This window comes from Wolbachia endosymbiont (group B) of Pammene fasciana, assembly GCF_947251495.1.
Lineage (GTDB): Bacteria > Pseudomonadota > Alphaproteobacteria > Rickettsiales > Anaplasmataceae > Wolbachia.
Genome location: NZ_OX366360.1, coordinates 579,012 through 602,537 on the forward strand (window position 1 = coordinate 579,012; position 23,526 = coordinate 602,537).

The 23,526-nt window shown below is 33.3% G+C and carries 22 protein-coding genes, 1 tRNA gene and 2 pseudogenes; 12 read left to right on the top strand and 13 right to left on the bottom strand.

Annotation, left to right across the window (positions count from 1 at the left end):
• Nucleotides 1-78: 78 nt before the first annotated feature.
• The 3 genes from ltrA to odhB form a co-directional block, all read right to left on the bottom strand.
• Nucleotides 79-1,323: a group II intron reverse transcriptase/maturase gene (gene ltrA, locus OPR29_RS02595; RefSeq protein WP_265025153.1), complete on the bottom strand. Its 1,245-nt coding sequence runs from the start codon at nucleotides 1,321-1,323 to the stop codon at nucleotides 79-81.
• Between the two features lie 52 nt (nucleotides 1,324-1,375).
• Nucleotides 1,376-1,516 carry a hypothetical protein gene (locus OPR29_RS02600; protein ID WP_019078704.1) on the bottom strand — a complete coding sequence of 47 codons (141 nt, stop codon included), beginning with the start codon at nucleotides 1,514-1,516 and terminating at the stop codon, nucleotides 1,376-1,378.
• 520 nt (nucleotides 1,517-2,036) lie between these two features.
• Nucleotides 2,037-3,209 carry a 2-oxoglutarate dehydrogenase complex dihydrolipoyllysine-residue succinyltransferase gene (gene odhB, locus OPR29_RS02605; RefSeq protein ID WP_007302840.1) on the bottom strand — a complete coding sequence of 391 codons (1,173 nt, stop codon included), beginning with the start codon at nucleotides 3,207-3,209 and terminating at the stop codon, nucleotides 2,037-2,039.
• A 143-nt stretch (nucleotides 3,210-3,352) separates the two neighbouring features.
• On the opposite strand from odhB, the gene OPR29_RS02610 reads away from it, so the two are divergent.
• The 3 genes from OPR29_RS02610 (at nucleotide 3,353) to OPR29_RS02620 (ending at nucleotide 6,158) form a co-directional block, all read left to right on the top strand.
• Nucleotides 3,353-4,570 carry a hypothetical protein gene (locus tag OPR29_RS02610; RefSeq protein WP_265025415.1) on the top strand — a complete coding sequence of 406 codons (1,218 nt, stop codon included), beginning with the start codon at nucleotides 3,353-3,355 and terminating at the stop codon, nucleotides 4,568-4,570.
• A 276-nt stretch (nucleotides 4,571-4,846) separates the two neighbouring features.
• Nucleotides 4,847-5,542: a polyprenyl diphosphate synthase gene (gene uppS / locus OPR29_RS02615; protein WP_007302838.1), complete on the top strand. Its 696-nt coding sequence runs from the start codon at nucleotides 4,847-4,849 to the stop codon at nucleotides 5,540-5,542.
• Complete coding sequence (locus tag OPR29_RS02620; RefSeq protein WP_007302837.1) at nucleotides 5,532-6,158, top strand: phosphatidate cytidylyltransferase; 627 nt, start codon at nucleotides 5,532-5,534, stop codon at nucleotides 6,156-6,158. The genes uppS and OPR29_RS02620 overlap by 11 nt, the downstream gene beginning before the upstream one ends.
• A 15-nt stretch (nucleotides 6,159-6,173) precedes the next feature.
• On the opposite strand, the gene OPR29_RS02625 is transcribed toward OPR29_RS02620, so the two are convergent.
• Nucleotides 6,174-6,383 carry a zinc-finger domain-containing protein gene (locus OPR29_RS02625; protein ID WP_007302836.1) on the bottom strand — a complete coding sequence of 70 codons (210 nt, stop codon included), beginning with the start codon at nucleotides 6,381-6,383 and terminating at the stop codon, nucleotides 6,174-6,176.
• A 71-nt stretch (nucleotides 6,384-6,454) separates the two neighbouring features.
• Complete coding sequence (gene coaD, locus OPR29_RS02630) at nucleotides 6,455-6,961, bottom strand: pantetheine-phosphate adenylyltransferase (protein ID WP_007302835.1); 507 nt, start codon at nucleotides 6,959-6,961, stop codon at nucleotides 6,455-6,457.
• 74 nt (nucleotides 6,962-7,035) lie between these two features.
• Here coaD and OPR29_RS02635 point away from each other — a divergent pair.
• Nucleotides 7,036-7,108: transfer RNA gene (locus OPR29_RS02635), tRNA-Phe, on the top strand.
• A 60-nt stretch (nucleotides 7,109-7,168) separates the two neighbouring features.
• Nucleotides 7,169-8,107, top strand: a complete 939-nt coding sequence (locus tag OPR29_RS02640) for a gamma-glutamyl-gamma-aminobutyrate hydrolase family protein (protein ID WP_007302834.1) — start codon at nucleotides 7,169-7,171, stop codon at nucleotides 8,105-8,107.
• 122 nt (nucleotides 8,108-8,229) lie between these two features.
• On the opposite strand, the gene OPR29_RS02645 is transcribed toward OPR29_RS02640, so the two are convergent.
• Together OPR29_RS02645 and ubiH are read right to left on the bottom strand one after the other, a co-directional pair.
• On the bottom strand, nucleotides 8,230-9,186 hold the full coding sequence (locus OPR29_RS02645; protein WP_213863789.1) for an IS5 family transposase: 957 nt from the start codon (nucleotides 9,184-9,186) through the stop codon (nucleotides 8,230-8,232).
• A 250-nt stretch (nucleotides 9,187-9,436) separates the two neighbouring features.
• Nucleotides 9,437-10,594 (bottom strand): 2-octaprenyl-6-methoxyphenyl hydroxylase, encoded by a 1,158-nt coding sequence (gene ubiH, locus OPR29_RS02650; protein ID WP_265025416.1) that lies wholly within the window; start codon nucleotides 10,592-10,594, stop codon nucleotides 9,437-9,439.
• Between the two features lie 161 nt (nucleotides 10,595-10,755).
• Here ubiH and OPR29_RS02655 point away from each other — a divergent pair, with 161 nt between their 5' ends.
• On the top strand, nucleotides 10,756-11,391 hold the full coding sequence (locus OPR29_RS02655; RefSeq protein WP_052264692.1) for a hypothetical protein: 636 nt from the start codon (nucleotides 10,756-10,758) through the stop codon (nucleotides 11,389-11,391).
• 224 nt (nucleotides 11,392-11,615) lie between these two features.
• Here OPR29_RS02655 and OPR29_RS02660 read toward each other — a convergent pair whose 3' ends face one another.
• A complete protein-coding gene (locus OPR29_RS02660) occupies nucleotides 11,616-12,284 on the bottom strand; it encodes a septal ring lytic transglycosylase RlpA family protein (RefSeq protein WP_012481726.1) in 669 nt (222 codons plus the stop codon).
• A gap of 26 nt (nucleotides 12,285-12,310) precedes the next feature.
• Between OPR29_RS02660 and OPR29_RS02665 the strand changes: the two are divergent.
• Nucleotides 12,311-13,139, top strand: a pseudogene (locus tag OPR29_RS02665) (Mur ligase domain-containing protein); the annotation flags it as partial.
• Between the two features lie 440 nt (nucleotides 13,140-13,579).
• Here OPR29_RS02665 and OPR29_RS02670 read toward each other — a convergent pair.
• Both OPR29_RS02670 and OPR29_RS02675 read right to left on the bottom strand, forming a co-directional pair.
• A complete protein-coding gene (locus OPR29_RS02670; RefSeq protein WP_245801406.1) occupies nucleotides 13,580-14,170 on the bottom strand; it encodes an MFS transporter in 591 nt (196 codons plus the stop codon).
• A complete protein-coding gene (locus tag OPR29_RS02675) occupies nucleotides 14,167-14,739 on the bottom strand; it encodes an MFS transporter (RefSeq protein ID WP_254229636.1) in 573 nt (190 codons plus the stop codon). The genes OPR29_RS02670 and OPR29_RS02675 overlap by 4 nt, the downstream gene beginning before the upstream one ends.
• A gap of 16 nt (nucleotides 14,740-14,755) precedes the next feature.
• Between OPR29_RS02675 and OPR29_RS02680 the strand changes: the two are divergent.
• Both OPR29_RS02680 and OPR29_RS02685 read left to right on the top strand, forming a co-directional pair.
• Nucleotides 14,756-15,312, top strand: a pseudogene (locus OPR29_RS02680) (GNAT family N-acetyltransferase).
• Between the two features lie 253 nt (nucleotides 15,313-15,565).
• Nucleotides 15,566-16,495, top strand: a complete 930-nt coding sequence (locus OPR29_RS02685) for an AEC family transporter (protein ID WP_007302828.1) — start codon at nucleotides 15,566-15,568, stop codon at nucleotides 16,493-16,495.
• Between the two features lie 364 nt (nucleotides 16,496-16,859).
• On the opposite strand, the gene OPR29_RS02690 is transcribed toward OPR29_RS02685, so the two are convergent.
• Together OPR29_RS02690 and prfA are read right to left on the bottom strand one after the other, a co-directional pair.
• On the bottom strand, nucleotides 16,860-17,237 hold the full coding sequence (locus OPR29_RS02690; protein ID WP_007302827.1) for a leucine-rich repeat domain-containing protein: 378 nt from the start codon (nucleotides 17,235-17,237) through the stop codon (nucleotides 16,860-16,862).
• A 184-nt stretch (nucleotides 17,238-17,421) separates the two neighbouring features.
• Nucleotides 17,422-18,513 (bottom strand): peptide chain release factor 1, encoded by a 1,092-nt coding sequence (gene prfA, locus OPR29_RS02695; protein ID WP_007302826.1) that lies wholly within the window; start codon nucleotides 18,511-18,513, stop codon nucleotides 17,422-17,424.
• 113 nt (nucleotides 18,514-18,626) lie between these two features.
• Between prfA and yihA the strand changes: the two genes are divergently transcribed.
• Nucleotides 18,627-19,220 (top strand): ribosome biogenesis GTP-binding protein YihA/YsxC, encoded by a 594-nt coding sequence (gene yihA, locus OPR29_RS02700; RefSeq protein WP_007302825.1) that lies wholly within the window; start codon nucleotides 18,627-18,629, stop codon nucleotides 19,218-19,220.
• On the top strand, nucleotides 19,195-20,133 hold the full coding sequence (gene argB, locus OPR29_RS02705) for an acetylglutamate kinase (RefSeq protein WP_007302824.1): 939 nt from the start codon (nucleotides 19,195-19,197) through the stop codon (nucleotides 20,131-20,133). The genes yihA and argB overlap by 26 nt, the downstream gene beginning before the upstream one ends.
• Before the next feature lie 371 nt (nucleotides 20,134-20,504).
• Here the strand turns inward: argB and OPR29_RS02710 are convergent, their stop codons facing one another.
• Nucleotides 20,505-22,028: a hypothetical protein gene (locus OPR29_RS02710; protein WP_265025419.1), complete on the bottom strand. Its 1,524-nt coding sequence runs from the start codon at nucleotides 22,026-22,028 to the stop codon at nucleotides 20,505-20,507.
• 179 nt (nucleotides 22,029-22,207) lie between these two features.
• Between OPR29_RS02710 and OPR29_RS02715 the strand changes: the two genes are divergently transcribed.
• The gene (locus OPR29_RS02715) at nucleotides 22,208-23,485 is read left to right on the top strand and encodes an adenylosuccinate synthase (protein WP_007302822.1); all 1,278 of its coding nucleotides are present in this window, start codon (nucleotides 22,208-22,210) and stop codon (nucleotides 23,483-23,485) included.
• Nucleotides 23,486-23,526 lie beyond the last annotated feature (41 nt).

The following is a 23,526-nucleotide window of genomic DNA, read 5'->3' on the forward strand; positions in this document are numbered from 1 at the left end:
GAGTAGACCGGCGGAGCTTCCCCACCAGTCTCTCGCAGAACTGCACGGAAACCTCTCGGCTTATACAGCTCCCATTATTTAGCCTTTTGATCCTAACCCAAGTGTCCAATGATAGAAAATACTTGGAGACCTCTTTCTCACTTTTCCTAGAAATTGCTTTGCTAGTCTTCCGTGATCACGAAGTTTCTTATATTTTGTCCTGACCCATCTTATGAGGTATCTCTCTATATTTCTAAGAGATGGATACATCTCTGATTTATAAAACCTGCCATAGTACTGAAACCAGCCTCTGACTATTGGATCTATCTTCTTCGATATTTCCTCTAGTGTGGTCCATGTAATCCGATGTATTCTCCATGACTTTATGGTTTTCTTGATCTTCTTCTTGGCTTTGTTACTAATTGCAGGTAGAAATGAGATGAAATAATTCCTCATCTTATTCTTTGCTACTCTAGGTCTAAAAGTATAACCTAGAAAATCAAAGCTTTGTTTAGGAAATTGTTCTTTTCTATCATCATCCTTACTGTACACAATCTGTGTCTTTTCAGGATGTAACTTCAATTTACACTTAGCCAATCTTTCTTCAATCATTACTTTCATAAATCCTGCCTGTCTTTTAGTTCTGCAGTGCACTATCGCATCATCTACATATCTTTCAAATGGTACTGTTGGATAATTTTGTTTCATCCACATATCAAACGCATGGTGCATAAATATGCTTGAAATGATTGGGCTTATTGAACCTCCTTGCGGAACTCCTTTATCCCTTGTTACCCTACTGCCATCTGCTTGCTGAATGGGGGCTTTCATCCACCTCTCAACATACAGTATGACCCATTTGCAGTCTGTGTGTTTCTTGATAGCCTGCAGTGCTAAATCGTGGTCCAGATTGTCGAAAAATCCAGATATATCAAGATCTACCGTCCAATCATTTTTCCAACATCTCTTCTGTGCTGTGTATACCGCATCCAGCGCAGACTTATTTGGTCTATAACCATATGAATCTTCGTGAAATTTCGGTTCTACTAACGGCTCAAGATACATTGTAGCTGCTGTTTGCGCTATTCTGTCGAATACTGAAGGCACACATAAAATTCTTTGCCCTCCTGTATCTTTTGGTATCGCAACAGCTTTTACCGGCTCTGGAAAATAACTTCCGGATGACATCCGATTCCATAATTTGTATAGATTATCCTTTAGATTTTCTTCAAACTTTGTTATCGAGACCTCATCTACACCTGCTGCACCTTTATTTTTCGATACTTGTTTATAAGCTCTCCAAATAAGTTGCTTCGGTATATCAAAAGACTTTGTTTTATTCATTAACTCCTCCCTTTCGGTTGATAAATAATTAAAACTAAATAACTTAGCCCCTTCACTCCATTTCCATTACAGAAACTTCTTCGCTACTACGAGCTAATCCGCCCCTGTTTTTCGCATCGGTACTCTCATCCTCAGAGATCAGCTCTTTGGACTTCTCCCTTTTCATCGAAACGACAGGTTCCCGTAGTTCCATGCAATAGCCTAAAATAGATTCACGCCACTTTTATGCCGGACGCCACCTACCCAGTAAACAAGCTCCCAGTAGATTCATCCCAGGTTAACGACTACCCCCTGGTTTTGACGTCGTCTCTACGCTTTCGACACTTCATCAGTGGTTCACTTGCGTTCGTCTCTCTATTTCATACATGACACATAATTGTGCCTTTTCCATAACGCTCACTACCTTAGCTCTTTACCAAAGCAGCTTATGGCTGTTTGAAGCCTGCTCTTGCAAACCGGCTCCGAGGGGCCCTCCCTCATCTACTGCACAGCTTCAACACTTTCCGTGTTTCTACGGCGCACAGCCATCCCAGTGTCAGCTACTTGGATAACACCAAATGGGCTACTCGCATTTTTTAGGCCTAAATCACAATGCTCGTACAGTAAGCACTGACCATTTTTCGTATAAGTTACCTTTATAAACAAATGTTTGTACAGCTGTAACACCCACCTTAAAAACTTCAGAAAAACTTACTTGTCTTTTTTTAATCTGTTTAAATTTCCAAAACCAATCTATTTGGATCTTCTATGTAATTTTTGATTTTAACAAGGAAAGTAACTGCTCCTTTGCCATCAACTATTCTGTGGTCGTAAGAGAGGGAAATGTACATCATAGGTCTGATTTCAATTGAGCTACTCACAGCAACTGGCCTATTTTGTATTGAGTGCATGCCAAGTATTCCAGATTGCGGAGGGTTTATTATCGGAGTAGAAAGAAGTGAACCATATACACCACCGTTTGAGATAGTAAATGTTGCACCTTCCATTTCCGATACTTGCAGCTTACCTTCTCGTGCTTTTTTGCCAAGAGCAACTAAAGTTAGTTCAATTTCAGCAAATGACATTTGATCAGCATCACGAATAACTGGTACAACAAGACCTTTATCAGTGCCAACAGCAACACCTATGTCATAGTAATTTTTATATACAATTTCATCACCTGAAATCTCAGCGTTAATCTCACGAATTTCTTTTAGTGCTTGCACTGCTGCCTTTATAAAAAACGACATGAAACCCAGTTTTATTCCATATTTCTTTTCAAAAGTTTCTTTATACTTTGCCCTCAGATCCATGACGTTTTTCATGTCAATTTCATTGAACGTGGTCAGTATTGCAGCAGTATTTTGCGATGCTTTCAAACGAGCAGCTATTACTTGCCTTATTTTGCTCATTTTCACTCGCTCTTCTCTTCTCTCTCCACTTACTACACTTTTTGGCGATTCATATTGTTTTACCGAAGGTTGTTCAGCTTTACTCATATGGTCTATCACATCCGCTTTAGTTATTCTACCTCCCATGCCAGTTCCTTTTACATTTTCTGCACTAATTGCATTTTCTTCCATAATTTTACGAGCTGAAGGGGCATCTTTTTTATCAGGGCCTTCGCCTTTATCTTCTTTTTTCACTTCTTCTTCTACTTCTCCTGCAGCAAGTTTTGCCAGTAATTGATCAGGGCTAATTATATCATCTTCTTTCACAAAAAATTCAGTTATTTGTCCTGAAGCTTCTGCAGTTAGTTCTAGCGCCGTTTTATCAGTTTCAATTTCAAAGATCAAGTCATCTACTTTTACTGCTTCGCCGATATTTTTCTTTATTTTTACTATACCTTCCGTAACTGATTCACCACCAAGAGTTTTTGGCGCTCTGATTTCTATAATTTTGCTCATAAAATAACTTCTATATAAAACTTTCTATAAATTTATACATGAAAAGAAACATAAATAAACTAATAAATTCATTAGGCCTTATGCTTGATTCTTTCCTCCTAATACATGCAAAATTAAAATACTAAGTAAATTGAAATAAGATTATGGATTTTGATAAGGCAGGCAATGCAGAAGACTTATATAACGAAAAACTTCAACTGATATGTAAGACTTATAACAGAGAATTACTATCAAATCAAAGAGTTGTTGATGGCATCAATTCAATGGATTACAGTAAGCTTAAAATCTTATGCAAGTATCATAATAAGTTTAGTCACAAAGGTATTGAAGAATTACTATTAGATGAGAGCATTGTTAATCACATCAACGATTATGATGATGAAATGTTTAGGTCCATGCTAAATAATGCACCTGCGGAGCACAATATTCTAGAAATACTAAAAGGTGGAAAGATTTGCAATATCAACAATGAATTCGAAAGTAGTGATAGTGAGGAGAATGGAGAAGATTATGGATATTATGATTACGAGGAAGATGAAAAAAATGATCCGAATAACTTCGCTAAAGAAGCACTAGGAAATAAAGGAATTAATGAAAAACATGTTGATGATGTTCAGTTTTGCAACGATGCAGATGTGGGAATACCACCAAAAAATCAAAATGATATTAGGAATATCCGTCTTATTCAATGGATGATAGTTGAGAGTGATGGTAAGCTTAGTGAGCAAAATGTTACAGAATTACTAAAAGATCAGAGTTCTATTGATCGAATTAACTCTATTGGTGATAAAAAGCTTCAACTTATACTCAAGAGTAATAAGTTTAGTGGTGAAAATATTATGGAGTTATTAGGAAATCAAAAAGTTGTTGAATACCTCTGTTTTATTGATTATGAAAAATTTGAACTCATTCATAATAGCGATAAGTTTAATAGTAGCAATTATACTAGTAGCAGTTACAAGATTATAAGGTTGCTAGAAAATCAACAAGTTGTTGAGCACATCAATTTTATTGATTATGAAAAACTTAAATTCATACTTTGTAATGATAAGTTTCTCTTTAGCGATATTGTAAGACTACTAAAAAATCAGGAGGTTGTTGAGAATATCATTTCTTTTAACATTAAAAAATTTCGACTCATATTTTATCGTGATAATCTTAACTACGTAGATACAATAGAATTACTAGGAAATCAGAAAGTTGTTAATGGAATCGGTTTTACTCCTTTTGAAGAGTTAAAATCCATGTGTAGTCATTCTAGTCTTAGCGATATTATAAAACTACTAGAAGATAAAAATGGGCCTAGTAATGTCTTAAGTGGGACACGGAAAGAAAAAATGCAAGTCAGTTACATATCATGACATAGCTTAAAAAGTGTTTATATCCAAGGTTTTGCTTTATAAATTTAAGAGGGTGTTAAATAAACCATACGCATCAAATTAAGAAAACACGCTCAATTTAGACCATTTTTGCCATATTTCTTAGTAAAATCACTGGCAGCTGACACCGAGGTTGAGAAAATTTTTGTAATATAGACTATCAATGATTTTTCAGTAATAATATAGTTTTAGGTGGATATAGTGAACGTTTCATACAGAGATATAGACATTAAGCTAATTAGAACAGGTTGAATTCAAATGTTGAATCTAGAATCTCTGCCAAAACATCTAGCAATTATTATGGATGGTAATGGTAGGTGGGCAAACAATCAAGGAAGGGTAAAAATTGATGGCTATAGAAAAGGCAGTGAGGTTGCATTTGATATTGCTAAGCATTGCACAGTCCTGGCCATACCTTACTTAACTTTGTATGCATTTTCCATGGAAAATTGGCTCAGATCTGAAAACGAAACAGACTACCTATTTAATTTATTTTACTACACTTTAACTAATGAAGATAAAATGAAATTCATTTACAATTGTAACATTAAGTTAAATTTTATTGGCAATTTAAGTCTATTGCCCAGTAAAATATTCGATCAAATCAAAAAAGCAGAAGAAGTGACACATAAGAACGATGGTCTATTACTCACTGTTGCAGTTAGTTATGGAGCAAAGCAGGAAATTATACATGCTATCAACAACGTCATAAAAGGAAATATTGATTGCGTATTGGAAGAGGAATTTGAAAAATTTCTGTATACTAAAGATTTGCCAAAATTGGATTTATTAATTCGCACTGGTGGCGAAAAAAGGTTAAGCAATTTTTTATTATGGCAAGCAGCTTATGCTGAATTGTATTTTTGTGATACTTTGTGGCCCGATTTTTCTTGTCAAGATTTGACCAAAGCACTAGAAGATTATACGAAAAGAGAAAAAAAATATGGTAGATAATAACTTTATGGTTAGAATATTGTCCTCAATAGTAATATTACTCATATTTTCTTTTGCTACATATTTCAGTGATTTATCATTTTATCTACTAATTTTTTCAATTGCAGTTTTATCTTCTTTTGAATGGTATAATCTAACTCAGGGCAATAGAATCTTATACATTTTCGCATTACTATTAATCGCACTACCAAATGCCTCGCTAATATGCCTATATAATCTACCACAGGGAAAATATGCATTAGTATGGCTTATCTTAACTATTTGGAGCATCGATATTGCTGCCTATTTTTTCGGCAAAAATTTTGGTAAAACTAGAATTTGTCCAATCATTAGCCCTGGGAAAACTTGGTTAGGACTTTTTGGTGCAGTCTTAGCTGGAATAGTGTGTACAATTTTTGGCTCAATATTTTTGAGTTTATTTCCAATTTTTTATTCTCCAATAATTGGTTTGATAGTTGCTATTCTAGCCCAACTTGGAGATTTCACTGAGTCACTCATCAAAAGAGTTTACAATGTTAAAGATAGTGGAGGTATTATACCAGGCCATGGAGGAGTACTCGACCGTATGGATAGTTTCATTTTTACTGCCCCTCTCATTGCTATTTACATAAGCTAAAAAAATGAAGTACTATTAACCTTTGGTTCTTTCCTTCTTGCTTATTACTTTCACCTCAACAGATTGAAATTCTTCGGCACTCACTATTTCATCCATTGACTTATTACAATAAGGACAATACATTTCTCCTTCTTTGTGTAAGTATACTATTGGATGACCAGAACCATCATCATTTTCATCACCACGGCAGCAAACTATTACATTATTATCCCTCACTTTTAACATGTCTCTCCTTTAGCTTACAATATTTTACACATCTAACATACTCGTTTGGAAATAAAAAAGACAACAAATACTTATTCTCCATTTTCTACCCTATTTAGATTAATCAATTCACTTTGGACACTTTTTGACACAAAGTTGCTAACATCTCCTCCTAATCTCGCTATTTCCTTTACAAAACTTGATGAGATAAATTGAGTATCCTCAGATGCAGGAAGAAATATAGTTTCGATTTCAGGAAAGAGCTTATAATTTACCCAACTCATTTGAAACTCGTAATCAAAATCCGATACTGCTCTCAGTCCTCTAATAATAACAGAAGCATTTTGCTCTTTGGCAAACTTCACTAGCAACCCATTAAAGGATATAATATCTGCATCAATTCCTGCTCCTTTCACTTCATTTTTAGCCATGCTTGTGCGCAGTCTTATGTCAAAATTAGTATGTTTATTAACATTCTCTGCAACACCAATTATCAACTTATCGACTAGCTTACATGCTCTTTTTATTATGTCAAGGTGCCCAAAAGTTATGGGGTCAAATGTACCAGGATAAATTCCTATTTTGTTACTAATGTTCATTCTTTGTTTCTATACTTCAAAAACTTTTGATGGACATGATAACGTTTTTTATCTAAAAATGAAAGTACGTAGTTGGCCTGATAGCTCAGTTGGTAGAGCAAAGGACTGAAAATCCTTGTGTCGCTGGTTCGATTCCTGCTCAGGCCACATTCTTTTTCTTAATGTTCTATAATATATTATAATATTAATATAATTATTTAGGAAATAATGTATAAATGTTACAATAGAATATTTAATATACTATTAATTACATTTCTACTATTAAGTAATATCGCTTATAGTGAAAAAGTAAACAAAGAATTACCTGCTTTGACAGTGGAAAATGCAGTAAATTATAATATAATTGTTGGTTTATTGCAAACAGATGAATCTCAAAATATCTATGAGATATTCAATAATTTTGGGGTTAAAACTATATTCATTGACTACGACAAAATAATTAATCTAAAAGAAATCCAAGAAGAGTTCGCAAAACAAGATGAAATATTGGCAAAAAAGCTGATACTAGATCGAATAAAAGTTGAAGTTGCAAAATTTATCAAAGAGCAAAAGATAAACAGAATATTTATTTCAGATAACTTTCATTCAGCTCTTAACCCTTACCGCCAGCTTGTGAATGAAGCAATTGTAAAAATAGTAGATGACAATCCTACAATTCATTTGCTTGCCATATGCGGTGGTTTACAAGACATTATGCATGCAAAAGAAATTGAAATAACAAATGTTGTTAATGATGAGAAGAATCATTTAAAATCAGCATCCTATCCACAAAAAGAGAATATACCTCTTCAGCAGATAAAAATTGTTCCAGGTAGTAGTTTGGAAAAAGTGGTAGCTAGATTTTTACTACCTAATCAAAATGGCTGGTTTTCAACTTATTTTCCGAATGCTCATTCAGGTACAGTAAGTAATACTACAGAGAATAGAAGAAGGCTAGAGCTACTTGGATATAAAATTGCAGCGTTTGCCAATGACGGATTAATAGAAGCTATCGAAGATAAGCATAGTAATATTTACTTTCAAAGTCATCTAGAAGCCCTTGTTGTCAAATCAGATAAAAACTCTCGTTTGTCAAGCCAAAAGGTACGTCAGGTTTCAACACTAGTTGCTATAGCGATTATAAATGATTTTCTTCATCGCGTTTAATGCTAAAATAAGGAGAATCATTTAATGTAATGCCAGTACTCTTTCTTCTTGTCATCCCAGTGCTTGACACTGGGATGGCTTTGTTGCACAGCTCTTCGGATAGTGGGTAATGTATAATAAATTCATGAAGCTATATCAAACTTAGCCATGCCTATTTCAGTAAATTTGTTAAGCAAATAACACTTGAGTAGCAGTTCCTTCTCACGATTAATCTCAGATTTATTCCTAAAACTAAATCCAAATATTTGCTTCAGTCGCGAGAAAAAACTTTCTATATAAGATCTCTTCCAATAATTTATCTCTTTTTTCCACCTCTTCATACCATCTTCATCATATGACTTTATGAGCTTGATTGTAGAATTTCTCTCATTCATATAATCCAACTTTGGATGCTCTACTGCATTATTTTGCGGAGGAATCCTTGTCTTTATGTCAAGCTCATCGCACAGTTTGTATAACTTCTTTCGATTATATGCCCTATCTGCATATATCGTGCTTATGTTATACTTGGTATCCACTCTTTCAATAAGATCACAGGCTCCATAGTGGTCGGAATAAACTCCACTACTGTATTTTGCAGCTATAACTTTTTTACTACCTATCTCTAGCATTACATGTAGCTTTCTTGTTTGCTCATAGCGGCGATACTTTCTATCTGTACCATTTGCCTTACTATGGCCTGGAATATTATTGTAGATGCTGATACCTGTACTATCTATAGCAATTTCAATATCTTCCATATCGTTCTTATCAACTCTGCAGTCGTTGATTTTGATATTAAGCTTTTTAAACCTTCTTGAAGCCTGCGAATAGCTGATAATTTGCAAAATTTTCCCTATTTGCTCAAGATATTTCTCTATAAATCCCACTGTTTGCCTAAGACCAATCCTGAATAGATAGGTTATTATGTGAATTAGAATCACTACTTTGTCGCTGTAGACATTGTTGCCACCTGCTACTTTTGGACTATTTTCGTACCAATTTTCAATGGCATCGTTGATATAATGAAAAACATTTCCCCTTTCTTGAAGAAATTTGTTATATTCATTGCAGTTACTGACTTTCATTCTTATTGGCATATTTTTCCTTTGTCGGCTAAATATCTATTTTATAACAAATTCCATCAGTAACTGCCTGTTCTTTCCTTGAGTGGTGCAACAAAGCCTGCTGGAATCCAGTTTTTCGTTTCATCAAATTTAGCATAACTCAAGTTTGCTTATAAATTTTTCTGGATGCCAGTGTCTGGGCACTGGCATGACATTATGGAATTTGAGCTCCAGTGTCAACTACTCTAATGATACCTGATTATGATGAAAGAAATCTAATGATTTATATAAACCCCATAGCATGTCGAACGAAGCTTTTTTTAAGAAAATCTGAATTTTCAACTACCATTAAACCAAGATTTCTCAGAACTTGAGCGCAAAGTATTCTGTTGGAAAATATTCTATTTAGTCCATCAGTTGCAAGTGCCATAGTAAAATTATCAAAGTATCTGTCATATGAAATTTTCTTCAATAGATAATTACTGCCAACATCAATGCCAGAGGATTTTGCAGCAGTTATTTGTCTAATAACACTCTCTACATCTCTCATTCCAAGGTTAAGTCCTTGACCTGCAACCGGGTGGATTGAATGTGCTGCATCGCCAATCAGCAAAATTCTGCTTTTATGCAGCTTTCTTGCAAAAGAAAAACTCAAAGGATAGAATCTTCTTTCACCCTCTAATTCAATTTCTCCCAAATAAGAACCAAATCTTTTTTTGAGTTCTATGACAAATTCCTCTTCGGATAAGCTCATCAGCATTTTTGAAATTTCGCATTTTTCTGTCCAAACTATTGAAGAAGTATAGCCACCTTTCATTGGCAAAATTGCAAATGGACCACCAGGAAAAAACCGCTCTACAGCTAAGTTTTGGTGATGTAATTCATGTTTTACATTAAATACCATGCTATTTTGTTTATAATCAAATTTTATCGTTGGTATAGAAAACAACTCTGGCAACCTAGAGTTTTTACCTTCAGCACAGATAAATAGTGATGATATCAATTTTTGATCATTATCAAGAGTAACTTCCATGTATCCTTCGTCACAAGAGATTGTTTTATAGGAACGTGGAGAATATATATTGAGTTTATGCAAAAAATTTTTATTGATTGCATTCCATATAATAGCGCTCTTGATTACATAGCCCATTGGCTCTTCACCAACCATTTTATGGTCATAATGCACAGTAAATGGACTATCTCCATCTAATATGCATATATCAAGTATTGGTTCAGTTTCGCCTTCTAAGAGCCGCCAAATCCCTAATTTTTCTAGTATTTTTTTTGATCCTTGAGAAATGGCAAATGCTCGATTATCATCAACTGCACGTGGTAAACTATTTTTCTCAATTACGGCTACAGATACAGAGTCATTACTCAGGCCAATAGCAGTAATAAGACCAATTAGCCCACTACCTGAAATGATTACATCGTAATTCATTTTATTAACCTAAAATTATATTATACCCATTTTGAAAATAGTTTAAACGAACTTTGTAGACACTGAACTTCTCATTACTATCTTAGTTATAACCAAAATAGTAATAAAATATTAATTATTTTACACTAAATTAGGTCTAATTTTATTAAAGGAGCTAGATTATGACTACAGATTGCAAAAAAGAATTACTAAATTGCATTAGCAAGTACAGAGAAGAACTTGCAGAAAATAAAGCAGCAATTAGACAAACTTTAACTAGCGATAAAATTAATATAAGCGATTACTTTTATAAGGGTGATAAAATCTGTAACAAAGAGCTGTTTAACATAGGAAGTGAGTGTCAAGATAAAAAATATGGTAGTCGACAAGAATATACGTATGATGAGTGGAAGGAAAAAATTGAAAAACCTCATGCTAAAGATTTGCTAAAGATGTTACAAAATGAAATCAAAGGTAAAATATTAAAAAGTTTTGAAGATTATGAAAAATATCATAAAAATTCTACTGAAGCTATAAAAAGAGAATTAGACATAGATTCAAAATTAAAGGCAATACTCAAAGAAAAGCAACAACCAGAAACTGATGAAACTCGAGCATATTATGACGTTATACGAGGTTTATATGAAAATGGAGACATGCGCTCTCAACTAAAGTGCAATGATCTTGATTGTTTTAATAGAACAATAGAAGATAATCTATCTCAAAAACAATCCGAGCTAGCTGCTATAAAGGATGACTTTTTGGATAATACGCAAAATATTTTTCAACATATTCAAGTTGAAGATAGTATTTTTTAGAGAAATAAGATTATGCTATTTTTTTAATGAAATTTCTTAAGTGGTAGATTATTTTTTACAGCTACATCTGAGGTAGCTGTCACTACCTGAAATGTAACAAATAAAATACCAATCTTAAATATTGCTATATTTCACGATAGTTTCTCAATTTAACGCACATGCTTTTGGAACATTCTCATTTGTCAAATAGTTTCTGTCATGCTACACAATCTGTAATGCAGGTTTTAACTTACTTTTACGCAATATTGATCATTCTTGAAAAGCAATCTAACATTTTCTATTCCTTGATTACGAAGCTTTGATGCAGCTGATTTAGCTACCTGAGCGTTTACAAAAAATGCTACATATCCCTTACTTTCTGCATTGTTTTGTTTTGGGTGACGTTTCTGCATTTCTTTTTCATATTGCCTTTTGTAATGAGGAGTATTTTGTATCAATTGTTCTGACCTCTTTCTTAAGTACTCGACTTTTACCTTCGCAAGCCCAGACTTATGAAGTCCTAAAACTTGTGCTGCTTTTTCTGACAAGTCTATTATTCTACCTTCAACAAATGGCCCTCTATCATTAACTCTTATAACAAGCTTTCTTCCATTTTCTAAATTAGTAACACGAACAAAGCAGGGTAGGGGCAAGGTCTTATGTGCTGCAGAAATCAAGTGACGATTAAACACTTCACCGTTAGCTGTAATTGTGCCATGATCTTCTATTCCATACCACGATGCTATTCCTACTTCCTCATAACAGCTACAGTATTTTGGGTGGTAGGTGATACCATTTATTGTATAGCTATTGCCAATTTTATAATGACCTGCGGTGTGATTACACCTATTGCTAAAACTACAACTACTCATCAAAACGAATATTAGACATAGAAAGGCTAGTTTTTTTATCATTGTACTTAGTGAAATGGTTCGATACCATGAGGATTTTAAATTATACTATAATAAATTTAGTAATAAGTAAACGTCTACTGCCAAATATGCACAGCACTAAAAAAGAAGTAATACATATAATCGGTATAGGTGGAATTGGAATGAGCGCAATTGCTGAAATTCTTCATAATTCCAGTTATAAAGTTCAAGGCAGTGATACGCGATCAAACGACAATATAGATAGGTTACAAAAATTAGGTATAGAGGTCTATATTGGTCACGATGCAAGTAGTATTAGACAAGCTCAAATAGTTGTACATTCTTCCGCAATAAAACCTGATAATGTGGAGCTAGTTGCAGCAAGAAATAACAATAAAACCGTTTTGCATAGGTCAGACATGCTGGTTAAAATTATGAAAGGTAAATATGTGATAGCAGTTTCAGGTTCAAGTGGCAAGACGACGACGACAGCTATGATTGCTTCCATTTTTGATCATTCTGGTGCTGACGCCACTGTAATTGTTGGAGGAATATTAAATTCCTATCAGAGTAATGCAAAACTTGGCAAAAGTGACATTTTCTTAATTGAGGCTGATGAGTCTGATGGAACTATGTTAAAAATTCCTGCAGATATTGCTGTTGTAACAAGTATTAATGACGACCATATAGACCATTACGGTACATTTAACGACATCAAAAATGCGTTTTCTAGATTTGTAAACAACGCGAATTTTGCTATTTTGCCTGATTCTTCAGACATCAATCATGATGCGAGTAATTCTATAAAGTTTTGGTTTGGAAATGGTAAAATTAGAGCTAGCAACATCAAACAACACAATAATAGCATAGAATTTGACGTGCTGATTAGTATAAACGAAAGTAATCGTATTCCATTGTCCACTACTCGAGTAGTTGAGAGTGGTGGAATAAAAGCAGCTCTTGATTCGTCACTTCAATGCTTGAAACTGGATTCTCGTTTCAATGTTAAACAAGATACTATAGAATTTAAGAGGACAATCCCTAGAAAATCTCTACATTCAAAAAAAGTAAATCGTACTAATGCTATTTGAACAAGCTAGCGTAAAAGTAAGCTAAATTTTTTAAGGTACAAAAATAGCAAGAAACAGTTGTTTGAAAAAAATTGGAATTTGATTGGATTGCTGAAAATTGGCTCTCAAACTTTAGACGCATGAGCAAGATAATACTCTTTAACTAATATAGATTAGGTGATTTGGAAGAGATACATCTAGAGCAGCCAGCAAAGTTACAATACATATTACCGCAATAACTAGAAATGAGAAGGATCTATATGGTGATTATAGATTTTTCCAGACCTTGAAAACAATAAATAGACAGTAAATTAGAACTACTGCAAAAAAAACAAGAATAGCTACACTGGTTGCTTGACCATCGTAAACGTAGCTTGTTAAGCCGATAAAAATAGCCATGATAGAAGCTCTAATAAATGAAATTGCAGAAGAAGTTGTGCCTTTCATTTCAGGGAAAATATTTAATGATGCATTGAAAATGACTGCTTGACAAATTCCACAGCCAATACAAAAAATAACCATAGACAGCGTTACTAAGTAGTAAGCACTGGGCATGATTATACTGAATATTAAAAGTGATAGGGATCCAATAGCAATTACGCCTGTACCGGAAATTACACACCAAATTGCTCCAAGTTTCTTTAAGATCTTACTGGAAAACAGGCTAATTAGTGAGAAAGACCCAACCATTGCACCTTGATGTAGCGCATAAATAGTGCTGGATAAACCAAAAGTTTCCATATACAAAAAAGGGCCACAAGTAATGAATGACATATAAGCCGCAGAAAAAAGGCTCTGTGCCAAAGACAACACCATAAATTTTGAACTTGATAATAATTTTTTATAGTCTTTCATCATTTTTTTAGACTAAAAATATCACGGTCCTTTTTTGTTTCTGGTAACAGAAAAAGCAGCAAAACCCAAGAGATGAAACAAAGTATTGCAACACTTGCATAGTTACCACGCCACCCAACAATTTTGTTGATGAAACTGCCTAATACTGGTGCAATTGCTATGAGAACTGTGATAATAGAATTCATGATTCCAATAAATTTTACTGCTTCGTTGCCTTTATAGCTGTCTGCAATAATTGCAAACACAACTACAGATGTGCTAACACCAATGCCTTGAATAAAGCGAGAGATTAAAAGCCAAGAAACTGACAGCGCAAAAACACAGCCAACAGCACCGATGAGTAGCAAAGTGTTGCCTATGATCATCATCCTTCTTCTGCCATAGCATTCAGACAATGGACCAAAAAATAACCCTCCTATGCAAACGCCTAAAAAATTATAAGCAATAGTTAATTGAATTGTGCCTTCCGGTACGTTAAAATAGCGTACTATATCAGGAAAACTAGGTACAGAAATATCAATTTCAATGAACTTAGCAATTAGAGATAGAATTAATAAAAACGGTAGTAACACTTAAAATCTTTAATTAATGAATAAAAATATCACATTTAAAGCGTTGAAAGAAGAACATTTTTCACTATTATTAAAATGGGTAGAAATGCCCCATATAAGAAGTGGTGGGATACGGATATAAATTGGACACCAGAGTTAATTGAGAAAAAATATAGCAACTACGTTAAAGGATTCAAACGTTTGAAATTTAAGACACAAATTATTGAAAAACCAATGCACGCATTCATTATTAATTGTGATGGAGTTGATATTGGTTATATTCAATATTACAACAAACATGATTTCCCACCTAAACAGATCTATAACACTTTAGAACTTCCAGAAAGTTGTGCTGCTATAGACTGGTATATCGGAGAGCTGAACTATGTAGGTAAAGGAGTTGGTTCACAAGCTTTGAATATATTTTTAAACAAATTTGTCTTTAAAGTTTATGAGAATGCCTTTGTCGACCCAGGTATAGCAAATGTTTGTGCAATCCGTGTTTACGAAAAAGTTGGCTTTAAAAAAATTATGGAAAGTAATAGTGCGATTTTAATGATTAAGGCAAGAATTCCTGAGAACCATTCAAGATGAGTGTTTTTTCAACAATCTACCTAAATTACTAAAAGTGGCTTATAAAAATATACAAGGAGCTTTATACAAACTTAACATAATTTAGTCATAAAAATATCATTATTAAGTCCTATATAAGAACAAATTTTGGCACTCAGTGAATCTTTTTTAACTAACTATGAACTTGATTAATTGGAAAATAAATTTTACTTGCTTTTACAATACCTTAAAATCTAATATCACTTTATCAGCAAAGATATCACAATAGGCTAGTATGTTCTTCACTCTTTTCCTCAAAATATTACCTATTTACATTACAATACTTATTGGTTACTTAGCAGGAAGATATCTTAAAATTGATAGAAATACTATATCTCAAATACTCTTTTATATAGCTAATCCAATAGTGATTTTATACGGAGTATCTCATACAGAAGTTAATTTAAAAGTAATTTCTCTGCCGATTTTGATATGGTTTATAGGTAGTACTATGTCCTTATCAGTGTATTATCTTTCTTCTTTTTTATTTAAGGACAACACGAGAAACATATTAGCGTTTAGCTCGGGCAGCACAAGCATGGGTTATTTTGGTCTACCGATTGCCATGGCTTTATTTGATGAAGATTCAGTGTCTGTGTATGTTGTCTGTTACATAGGAATGGCACTATTTGAAAATAGCTTGGGATTTTATATAGCTGCAAATGGTATCTATACTGCAAAAGAATGCATATTAAAGTTACTCAAACTTCCTTCATTATATGCGATGATTCTAGGCTTCTTTTTAAGTATATATGATATACAAATACCCACTTTTTTGACGGATGTTATGATAAATATCAGAAGTACATTTATCACATTAGGAATGGTGCTGCTTGGAATAAGTATTGCACAAATTACAAATTTTAAAGTAGATTGGAAGCTTGCTTTGACCACTATTGTAGCAAAGTACATATTCTGGCCGTTATTTGTTTTGGGAATTGTCTTACTAGACAAGCATGTTACAGGTATATATGATGAAAGCATCTATAAAGCACTGATGTTACTGGCTATTATTCCAATTTCTGGATCCAGTATAATACTTGCTAATATTTTAAATTACCAACCAGATAAAGCTACTTTATTGCTCCTAATTAGTACTGCAGTGGGACTATTTTATGTTCCACTTATAATATCATTATTTTTTACTAAACTTGTCCCTTTTTAATCAAAAATTTAAGCGCTAGGCCTATTCACAAAACTTGAATTTAGACTAGACTTCTTGGATAATCATAAAAGAAACTAATCCTTTTTTTCCTCTCCTTTCTTATTTTTTTACACAGAATAGGAAGTTATCAATTGATGGAATTTTCGCAATAATGTCAATAGCAGTAAGATTTCCTACACCTTTTAGCAGGTCTATAGTTGAATTTGGATGTTCTATGAGCAGCAACAAATAAATGTAACTTGCCTTTTTCTATATGATGCTATTAACCGAATAGGTATTCGTTTGACATTTCCATATCTTTGTTATCATTAGTAATACTAAAGGGAAAACTAAACTTAATAAGATTTGGAAGCATATTGTTGTTCTATGATTCACGTAATGCTGCTATGCCTTCGTTGCAGACGTTGTCATAAAGTAAATTAAATTCTTTAATATTTGAAAAACTACTACCCCTTAGCGCACTCATTAATATTATTCCACTTTCAACATCAATATCATTAGAAATTAAATCAAGTTTAATAAGATTTGGAAAGTTACCATTCTTTAACAATTTAGTGATTGCTATTGAGCCTTCTGCGCCAATAATGCTAGAAGTTAATTTACACTCAGTAATATTTGGAAGATTAATATTCTCTAATGCTTCATTTAAAACTTCTCCGCACTGAGCATCAATATAACAATTAGATAAAGTCAAGCTTGTAATATTTTGCTTTTTCTGTAAAAAGTTTACTAGCTTTTCCATATATACATATAGATTATTTAACTCTAAGGTGTTACTATTAACATATTGATTAAAGTCAACTTCCATGGTTTCTGTAAGTTATAGAGCTGCTAATTATAGCATAAATTTAAATAATTGTCAACCTTATGAACAACTAACTTTACTTCTTTTTAACCTGATACCTATGCTTTGTTTCAAATTTCCATCAAAAAGTAACATTACCCCCTCCAGTCAACCTTTCTGCTTCATTTCGTGAAATCAATGCCTCAATAAATTCATCTAGTTCACCTTCTTTTATAATCTGTTCTAGTCGATGTGAAGTGAGATTAATTCTATGATCTGTTATTCTTGATTGTGGAAAGTTATAAGTTCTTATACGTTCAGAGCGATCTCCAGAACCAATTTGGCTTTTCCTCATTGTTGACCTTTCCATTTCTTTTTTTTGTCTTTCAATTTCGTATAGCCTTGCTCTCAACACTTTGAGCGCTTTAGCCTTATTTTTGTGCTGCGATTTTTCATCTTGCTGTATTACAACTATCCCTGTTGGCAAGTGGGTGACCCTTACTGCGCTGTCAGTTGTATTCACTGATTGCCCTCCAGGACCACTGGATCTATAAACATCTATGCGTAAATCTTTTTCTTCTATTTCAAAGTCAACCTCTTCTACTTCAGGTAATATTGCAACAGTAGCTGCGGAAGTGTGCAATCTTCCTGAGGATTCAGTTTCTGGCACTCTTTGTACTCTGTGCACCCCTGACTCAAATTTCAGTCTTGCAAAAACTTCTGTTCCATTAATGAGTGCAGAAGCTTCCTTATAGCCACCTATACCTGTATTAGAAATACTTATTGGCTCAAACTTCCAATTTCTTCTTTCTGCATATTTTTGATACATACGAAATAACATCGCTGCAAATAATGCTGCTTCTTCTCCGCCTGTGCCTGCTCTAATTTCTAATATTGCATTTCTTGAGTCATCTTCATCTTTGGGTAATAATGCCAACTTTAGTTTTGCTTTTACTTTCGGTAATACTATCTTTTGCTTCTCAAGAAGTTCTTCTTTTGCTAACTCTTTTATATCACCATCGCTGTTCTCATCTTTCATGATTTCTTCTAAATCTGAAATTTCCTCTTTTAATATATTATATTCATCGATTATCTCGATAATTGGTCTGAGTTCAGAGTATTCCTTTGAAAAACTAACGAATTCTTTTTGACTCAAATTGGTAGGGTTTTCCAGATTTCTCTCTACATCAGAAAACTTTTTTTTTAAGTCTTGTAAATTATTCTCTATATCCATATAGTACAGGTCTAGTTTTCAGCTGTTTAAGTAAGTAATATATACTGAAATAAAAAATTTCTTATATCAAGCAATAACACTATAATTGTCTCGAATATTTCTACCTAAGTATAATGGCAAAACAGATAACATCAATCTGCAGCTTCATATTTGGAGCTTCAGACAAAAAATCATTACCAGATGAGTCGGCTCCAGAGATTGCATTTGCTGGTAGATCAAACGTAGGAAAATCAAGTTTAATCAACTTGCTGATAAACAGCAAAAAAGCTGCAAGAGTTTCTTCTAAACCTGGATGCACTAGACAAATAAATTTTTACTCTATGTACAATGATAAGTTTAGGATTGTCGACCTACCGGGTTATGGCTATTCTTGTGCAAGCAAGGAAGAAGCAGTACAATACTTAAACCTAATTGAGTACTATCTAATTCACAGGAGAAATCTAAAAAGAGTGTTTGTGCTTATAGATAGCAAGGTAGGATTAAAAGAAATAGACAAAGACTTTGTTTATTGGTTAATATGTAATAATATTAACTTTAATATTGTGCTAACAAAAATAGATAAAGTGAATCAGGAAAGTCTAAATGCTATTCTAGAAAATACTCAAAAGTGGGTTAATAATGAACATGTATCAATTCATCAAATAAGCATTCGTGTTAAGCATAAAATCACCAAGGTAAGAGATGAGTTTTTCAAATTTACAAGATAAAAAAATGAAAAGTGATGAATCTTTAAATGGTAAGATGCCATTGAAGGAAAAAACAGAAATATTATTTGAAGTTCTGTCTAACATACCTAAATTTGTAGGCGAAACTTTTATCATCAAATGCAGCAGTGTAATAATCTCAGATGAAACGCTGCTTAGTGCTTTTGCGCATAATGTTGTTCTGTTGAAACAGCTTGGTATAAATCCGGTAGTAGTTCATGACGGAGAATATGAAATTAACTTAGTGTTAAAAATGCTAGATATGAATGATAAGTTTATAAATGGTGTCAGACTTACAGACAAAAGCACTATGAAAATCATTGAAATGGCACTGTGTGGTTCAATTAATAAAAAAATTGTTCAGCATATAAATTCTGCTGGTGGTTCAGCTATTGGACTATGTGGAAAAGATGGCAACCTCATAAAAGCTGAAAAGATAAGCACTACGCTTAGGGAAAATAGATTAAATAATATTGAAAAAATACTAGACATGGGATTTATCGGTAGACCAACTGAAATCAATCCTGATATATTATTCTTTATTGAAGAATCAGATTCTATACCAGTTATTGCACCTATCGGTTATGGAAAAAATGGAGAAACATATCATATTGATACTGATAGCACTGCAAGTGCAATTGCACTTGCAGTTTACGCATCTAAAATGATAATCTTGAGTGATACAGATGAAGAAATAAACAAAGTTGGCAATGGAAGAGTCTTGATTAAAAATTTAAAAGAATCGATTGATTGTGGAAAAATTAAAGGAGAAAAATTTGTTGAAAGGCTTATGTCATATACTAAAATGGTAGAAGAATGTGCAGGGGTTGTTCACATAGTTGACGGTAGAGTACCTAACATTATACTTGATTTATTTACTGAGAATAATTCAGGTATATCAATAATGGATGATTAATAGCTGTACTGCTTATAACCATATGAACATTGAAAATTTGGGAATAGCTTATGTCAAATTCCTATTCTCTTTTCCAGTTTTTTAGGTTTTTTTTTCTTGCAAGCATAATAGTTTCGTATACATAATGAAACCAAATGGTATTTTTAGCTTGATAACAGAGGAAAATAAAGAGGGCTTGGGTGTAACACTCAAATAATGATTTACCTTATGGATACCGCTAGAAAAGTTGACTAAGGTATACAATTCTCTCTGCGTCAAGTTACTCAAGATATCGAATCTACAAACGCTTTCGATTGAGTGTGTTTGATCAATTTGAGTGCTTTAAATGAAAGGCGAAAATTGAGCATACTACGCCTCTGTACACAGTATCTTTAATGCAAATGCCCATGTGATTCCATAGATAATCTCTGTTTTTTTATTTTATCTGTCCATTTATCATTTTCTATATCTTGTTTGTTGGTTGCTCTTTTTTCTTGCTCAACAATTGCCTTATCTATCTTCTGATGAATTGCATCAATTGCATTTTTTTCTTTGTATACTTCGCTTTTTCCTTCAACAATTAAATTGGTAAAAATATTTACAACAAACTGCACTTGATTATGATTAACCTGACCTTTTATCGAAGAAGGTAAAGAGTTTAATTCCATCAATACTTCTGATGCTGTTTTATCTTGAGTGGAAAGCCCTAAATTATCTGCTACTTCACTTATTAATAACTCTCTGTTTTCTTTATTATCTTCTAATTTAGTATAATCACGCAGTAGATCCATAACTGCAGATACTCTGACTTCAATAATATCATCAACGTCTTCACCTCCTAGAGCAACTCCTGATTCCAATAACTTCTCTCTGAGGTTTTTGCTTAAAAGATTAATAAATTCTTCATTTGCATCTGATCCTATGGTTGATATCGTACCATCTAAATAGTTATTTACTTTGATTTGAGTACCTAAGTCATGCTCTATTTGTATTTTTGTCTCATATTTAAATCCTAGTTCTGCACAGAATTTCTGAAAATATTCTTTAATAATGTCAAACAAGCTCTTGCCATTATCTTTATAGTTTTTTAGCTCTTCAGGAATAGTAAGTGATAACTTACCTTCTTTATATATTATACCATTTTTGCTATCTTGAGATTCAAGTGTGAATTCTAATGAGCTGGATAGGTCACATATTTTCTCTTTCGGATTGTTAAGCGTGGTTATAGGCATTGCCATATCAGACTTCACTTTTATGTGGTTGTGATCAGTGCAGTAAATGTTTAGCGCTTTTTTAGGACTATGTGGAATCAAGCTACAACTACTGAGTGCTGCATGAGATTCATTAAATATACCAGCTTCATACCCTGCTTGATTACAATTGGTGACTAGCTCTTCTAAAATAGCATTACTTGGAACTTCTGCCCCAGCGTACCTGAACATTTCCTTGAAAATTTCCTTTGCTAATGCACGGTAATCTTTTTTGGAGAATAGATGATAAGAGCTTCTCCCTGCGTTATAAAATCTCTCAAATTCCTTTCTATATTCATCAATTTTTTTTTCATCAGCAACTGTAGGGCTATTACAATGATTTTCCCAAACTTCAGATAGTCTATCTTGATCAAGCTCCTTAAGTACTGGTTCCATAAAAGCTTTACCTTCTTCAGAGAGGTTATCAAAATTATCACGGTTAAAAATCTCATTTTTATAATCTTTAGCTCCTTCCTTAAATGCAATAATAAAATTTTTATCTATTTCTTTTTCATTAATAATAAAATTCATTCTTTGAAAATCTAAGAACATTGTTTCACCGGAATTCGCTAATTTATTATCTTGATCTGCTCTTAATTTACTAAAATTGAATTCTTTAGCTGTGGCCTTTAATCTAACTACCGGACTCTTCTTTGCCTCTTTCATAATTAACACCTTACTATAAATATGCTGTAAGTTGTACCATATAATGATGAATAATTTTATAATATATAAAAAAGTCGATAGTCTATTTCTTTATTTTAGGGATATAGGAAAGGCGTAGATTTCTCTTTTCATTTGTAGCATGCTGCATTAATATTTACGTATTAATCTAGAAAATAGTGATGAATAATATTGTAATTGTTGGTCTGCAATGGGGTGACGAAGGCAAGGGTAAAATAGTAGATTATCTTTCTGAGAATGCAGATGTAGTTGTGAGATTTCAGGGAGGAAATAATGCAGGGCACACTATAGTAATAGATGATGAGGTTTATAAATTAAATTTACTGCCCTCTGCTGTTTTGAGAGCGGACAAAATATCTATTATAGGAAACGGTGTTGCTCTTGATTCACATGCTCTAGTCTCAGAAATAGAGTCATTGAAAGTTAAAGGAGTGGACGTAAACTATAACAACTTGATGGTATCCGAGAGCTGTCCATTAATACTTAGCGTACATAAGGACAAGGAAAAGCTATTTGAAGATTTAAACGGAAATCACAAAATTGGTACAACAAACAAAGGGATAGGGCCATGTTATGAAGATAAAGTTGGCAGGAGAGCTATACGCCTTTGTGACTTAGAAAACACAGATGAGCTCAATCAAAGAGTGGATGCTCTCCTGAGTTACCATAATGCTATCAGAAAAGGACTTAACTACCAGGTAGTTAAAAAAGAAGAAATATTAAAGGAAATTCAAGAGATTTCAGAAAAAATTCTTTTATATAAAAAACCTGTGTGGAAGATACTAAATGATTTTATGAAAGAAGGTAAGAAAATAATATTTGAAGGCGCTCAAGGCGCATTTTTAGATATCGACCACGGAACTTACCCTTTTGTTACTTCAAGTAATACCGTAGCATCGCAAGCGATAACAGGCTCAGGATTATCCTACAATGCTCAAATTATTGGTGTAGCAAAAGCGTATACAACAAGAGTGGGTAATGGTCCATTTCCTACTGAACAAAATAACGAGATTGGAGACAGCTTATTTTCTATAGGTAAGGAACTTGGAACAGTAAGCAATAGAAGAAGGCGCTGCGGATGGTTTGACGCAGTTTTAGTGCGCCAGGCCGTACAACTCTCTGGAGTTTCAAGCATTGTATTAACCAAATTAGATATTCTTGATTCTTTTGATACTATTAAAATAGGCACTGGTTATAAGTATGGCGGAAAAATGTATGATTATTTACCCGCATCACATTCAATACAAAAAGAATTAGAGCCAATATATGAAGAATTTCCTGGTTGGAAAGAGAAAACTCAAGGCAAAAGGTCAGTTAAGGAATTACCTGCAAATTTGATGAAATATGTGAGAAAAATAGAAGAATTAATAGGTGTACCAATTCATCTAATTTCAACTAGTCCCAATAGAGAGGATGTTATTAAGCTTAAAAATCTATGAAAACGTCTTGTTAACTTTTATCTAATAAAAAACGATACTTG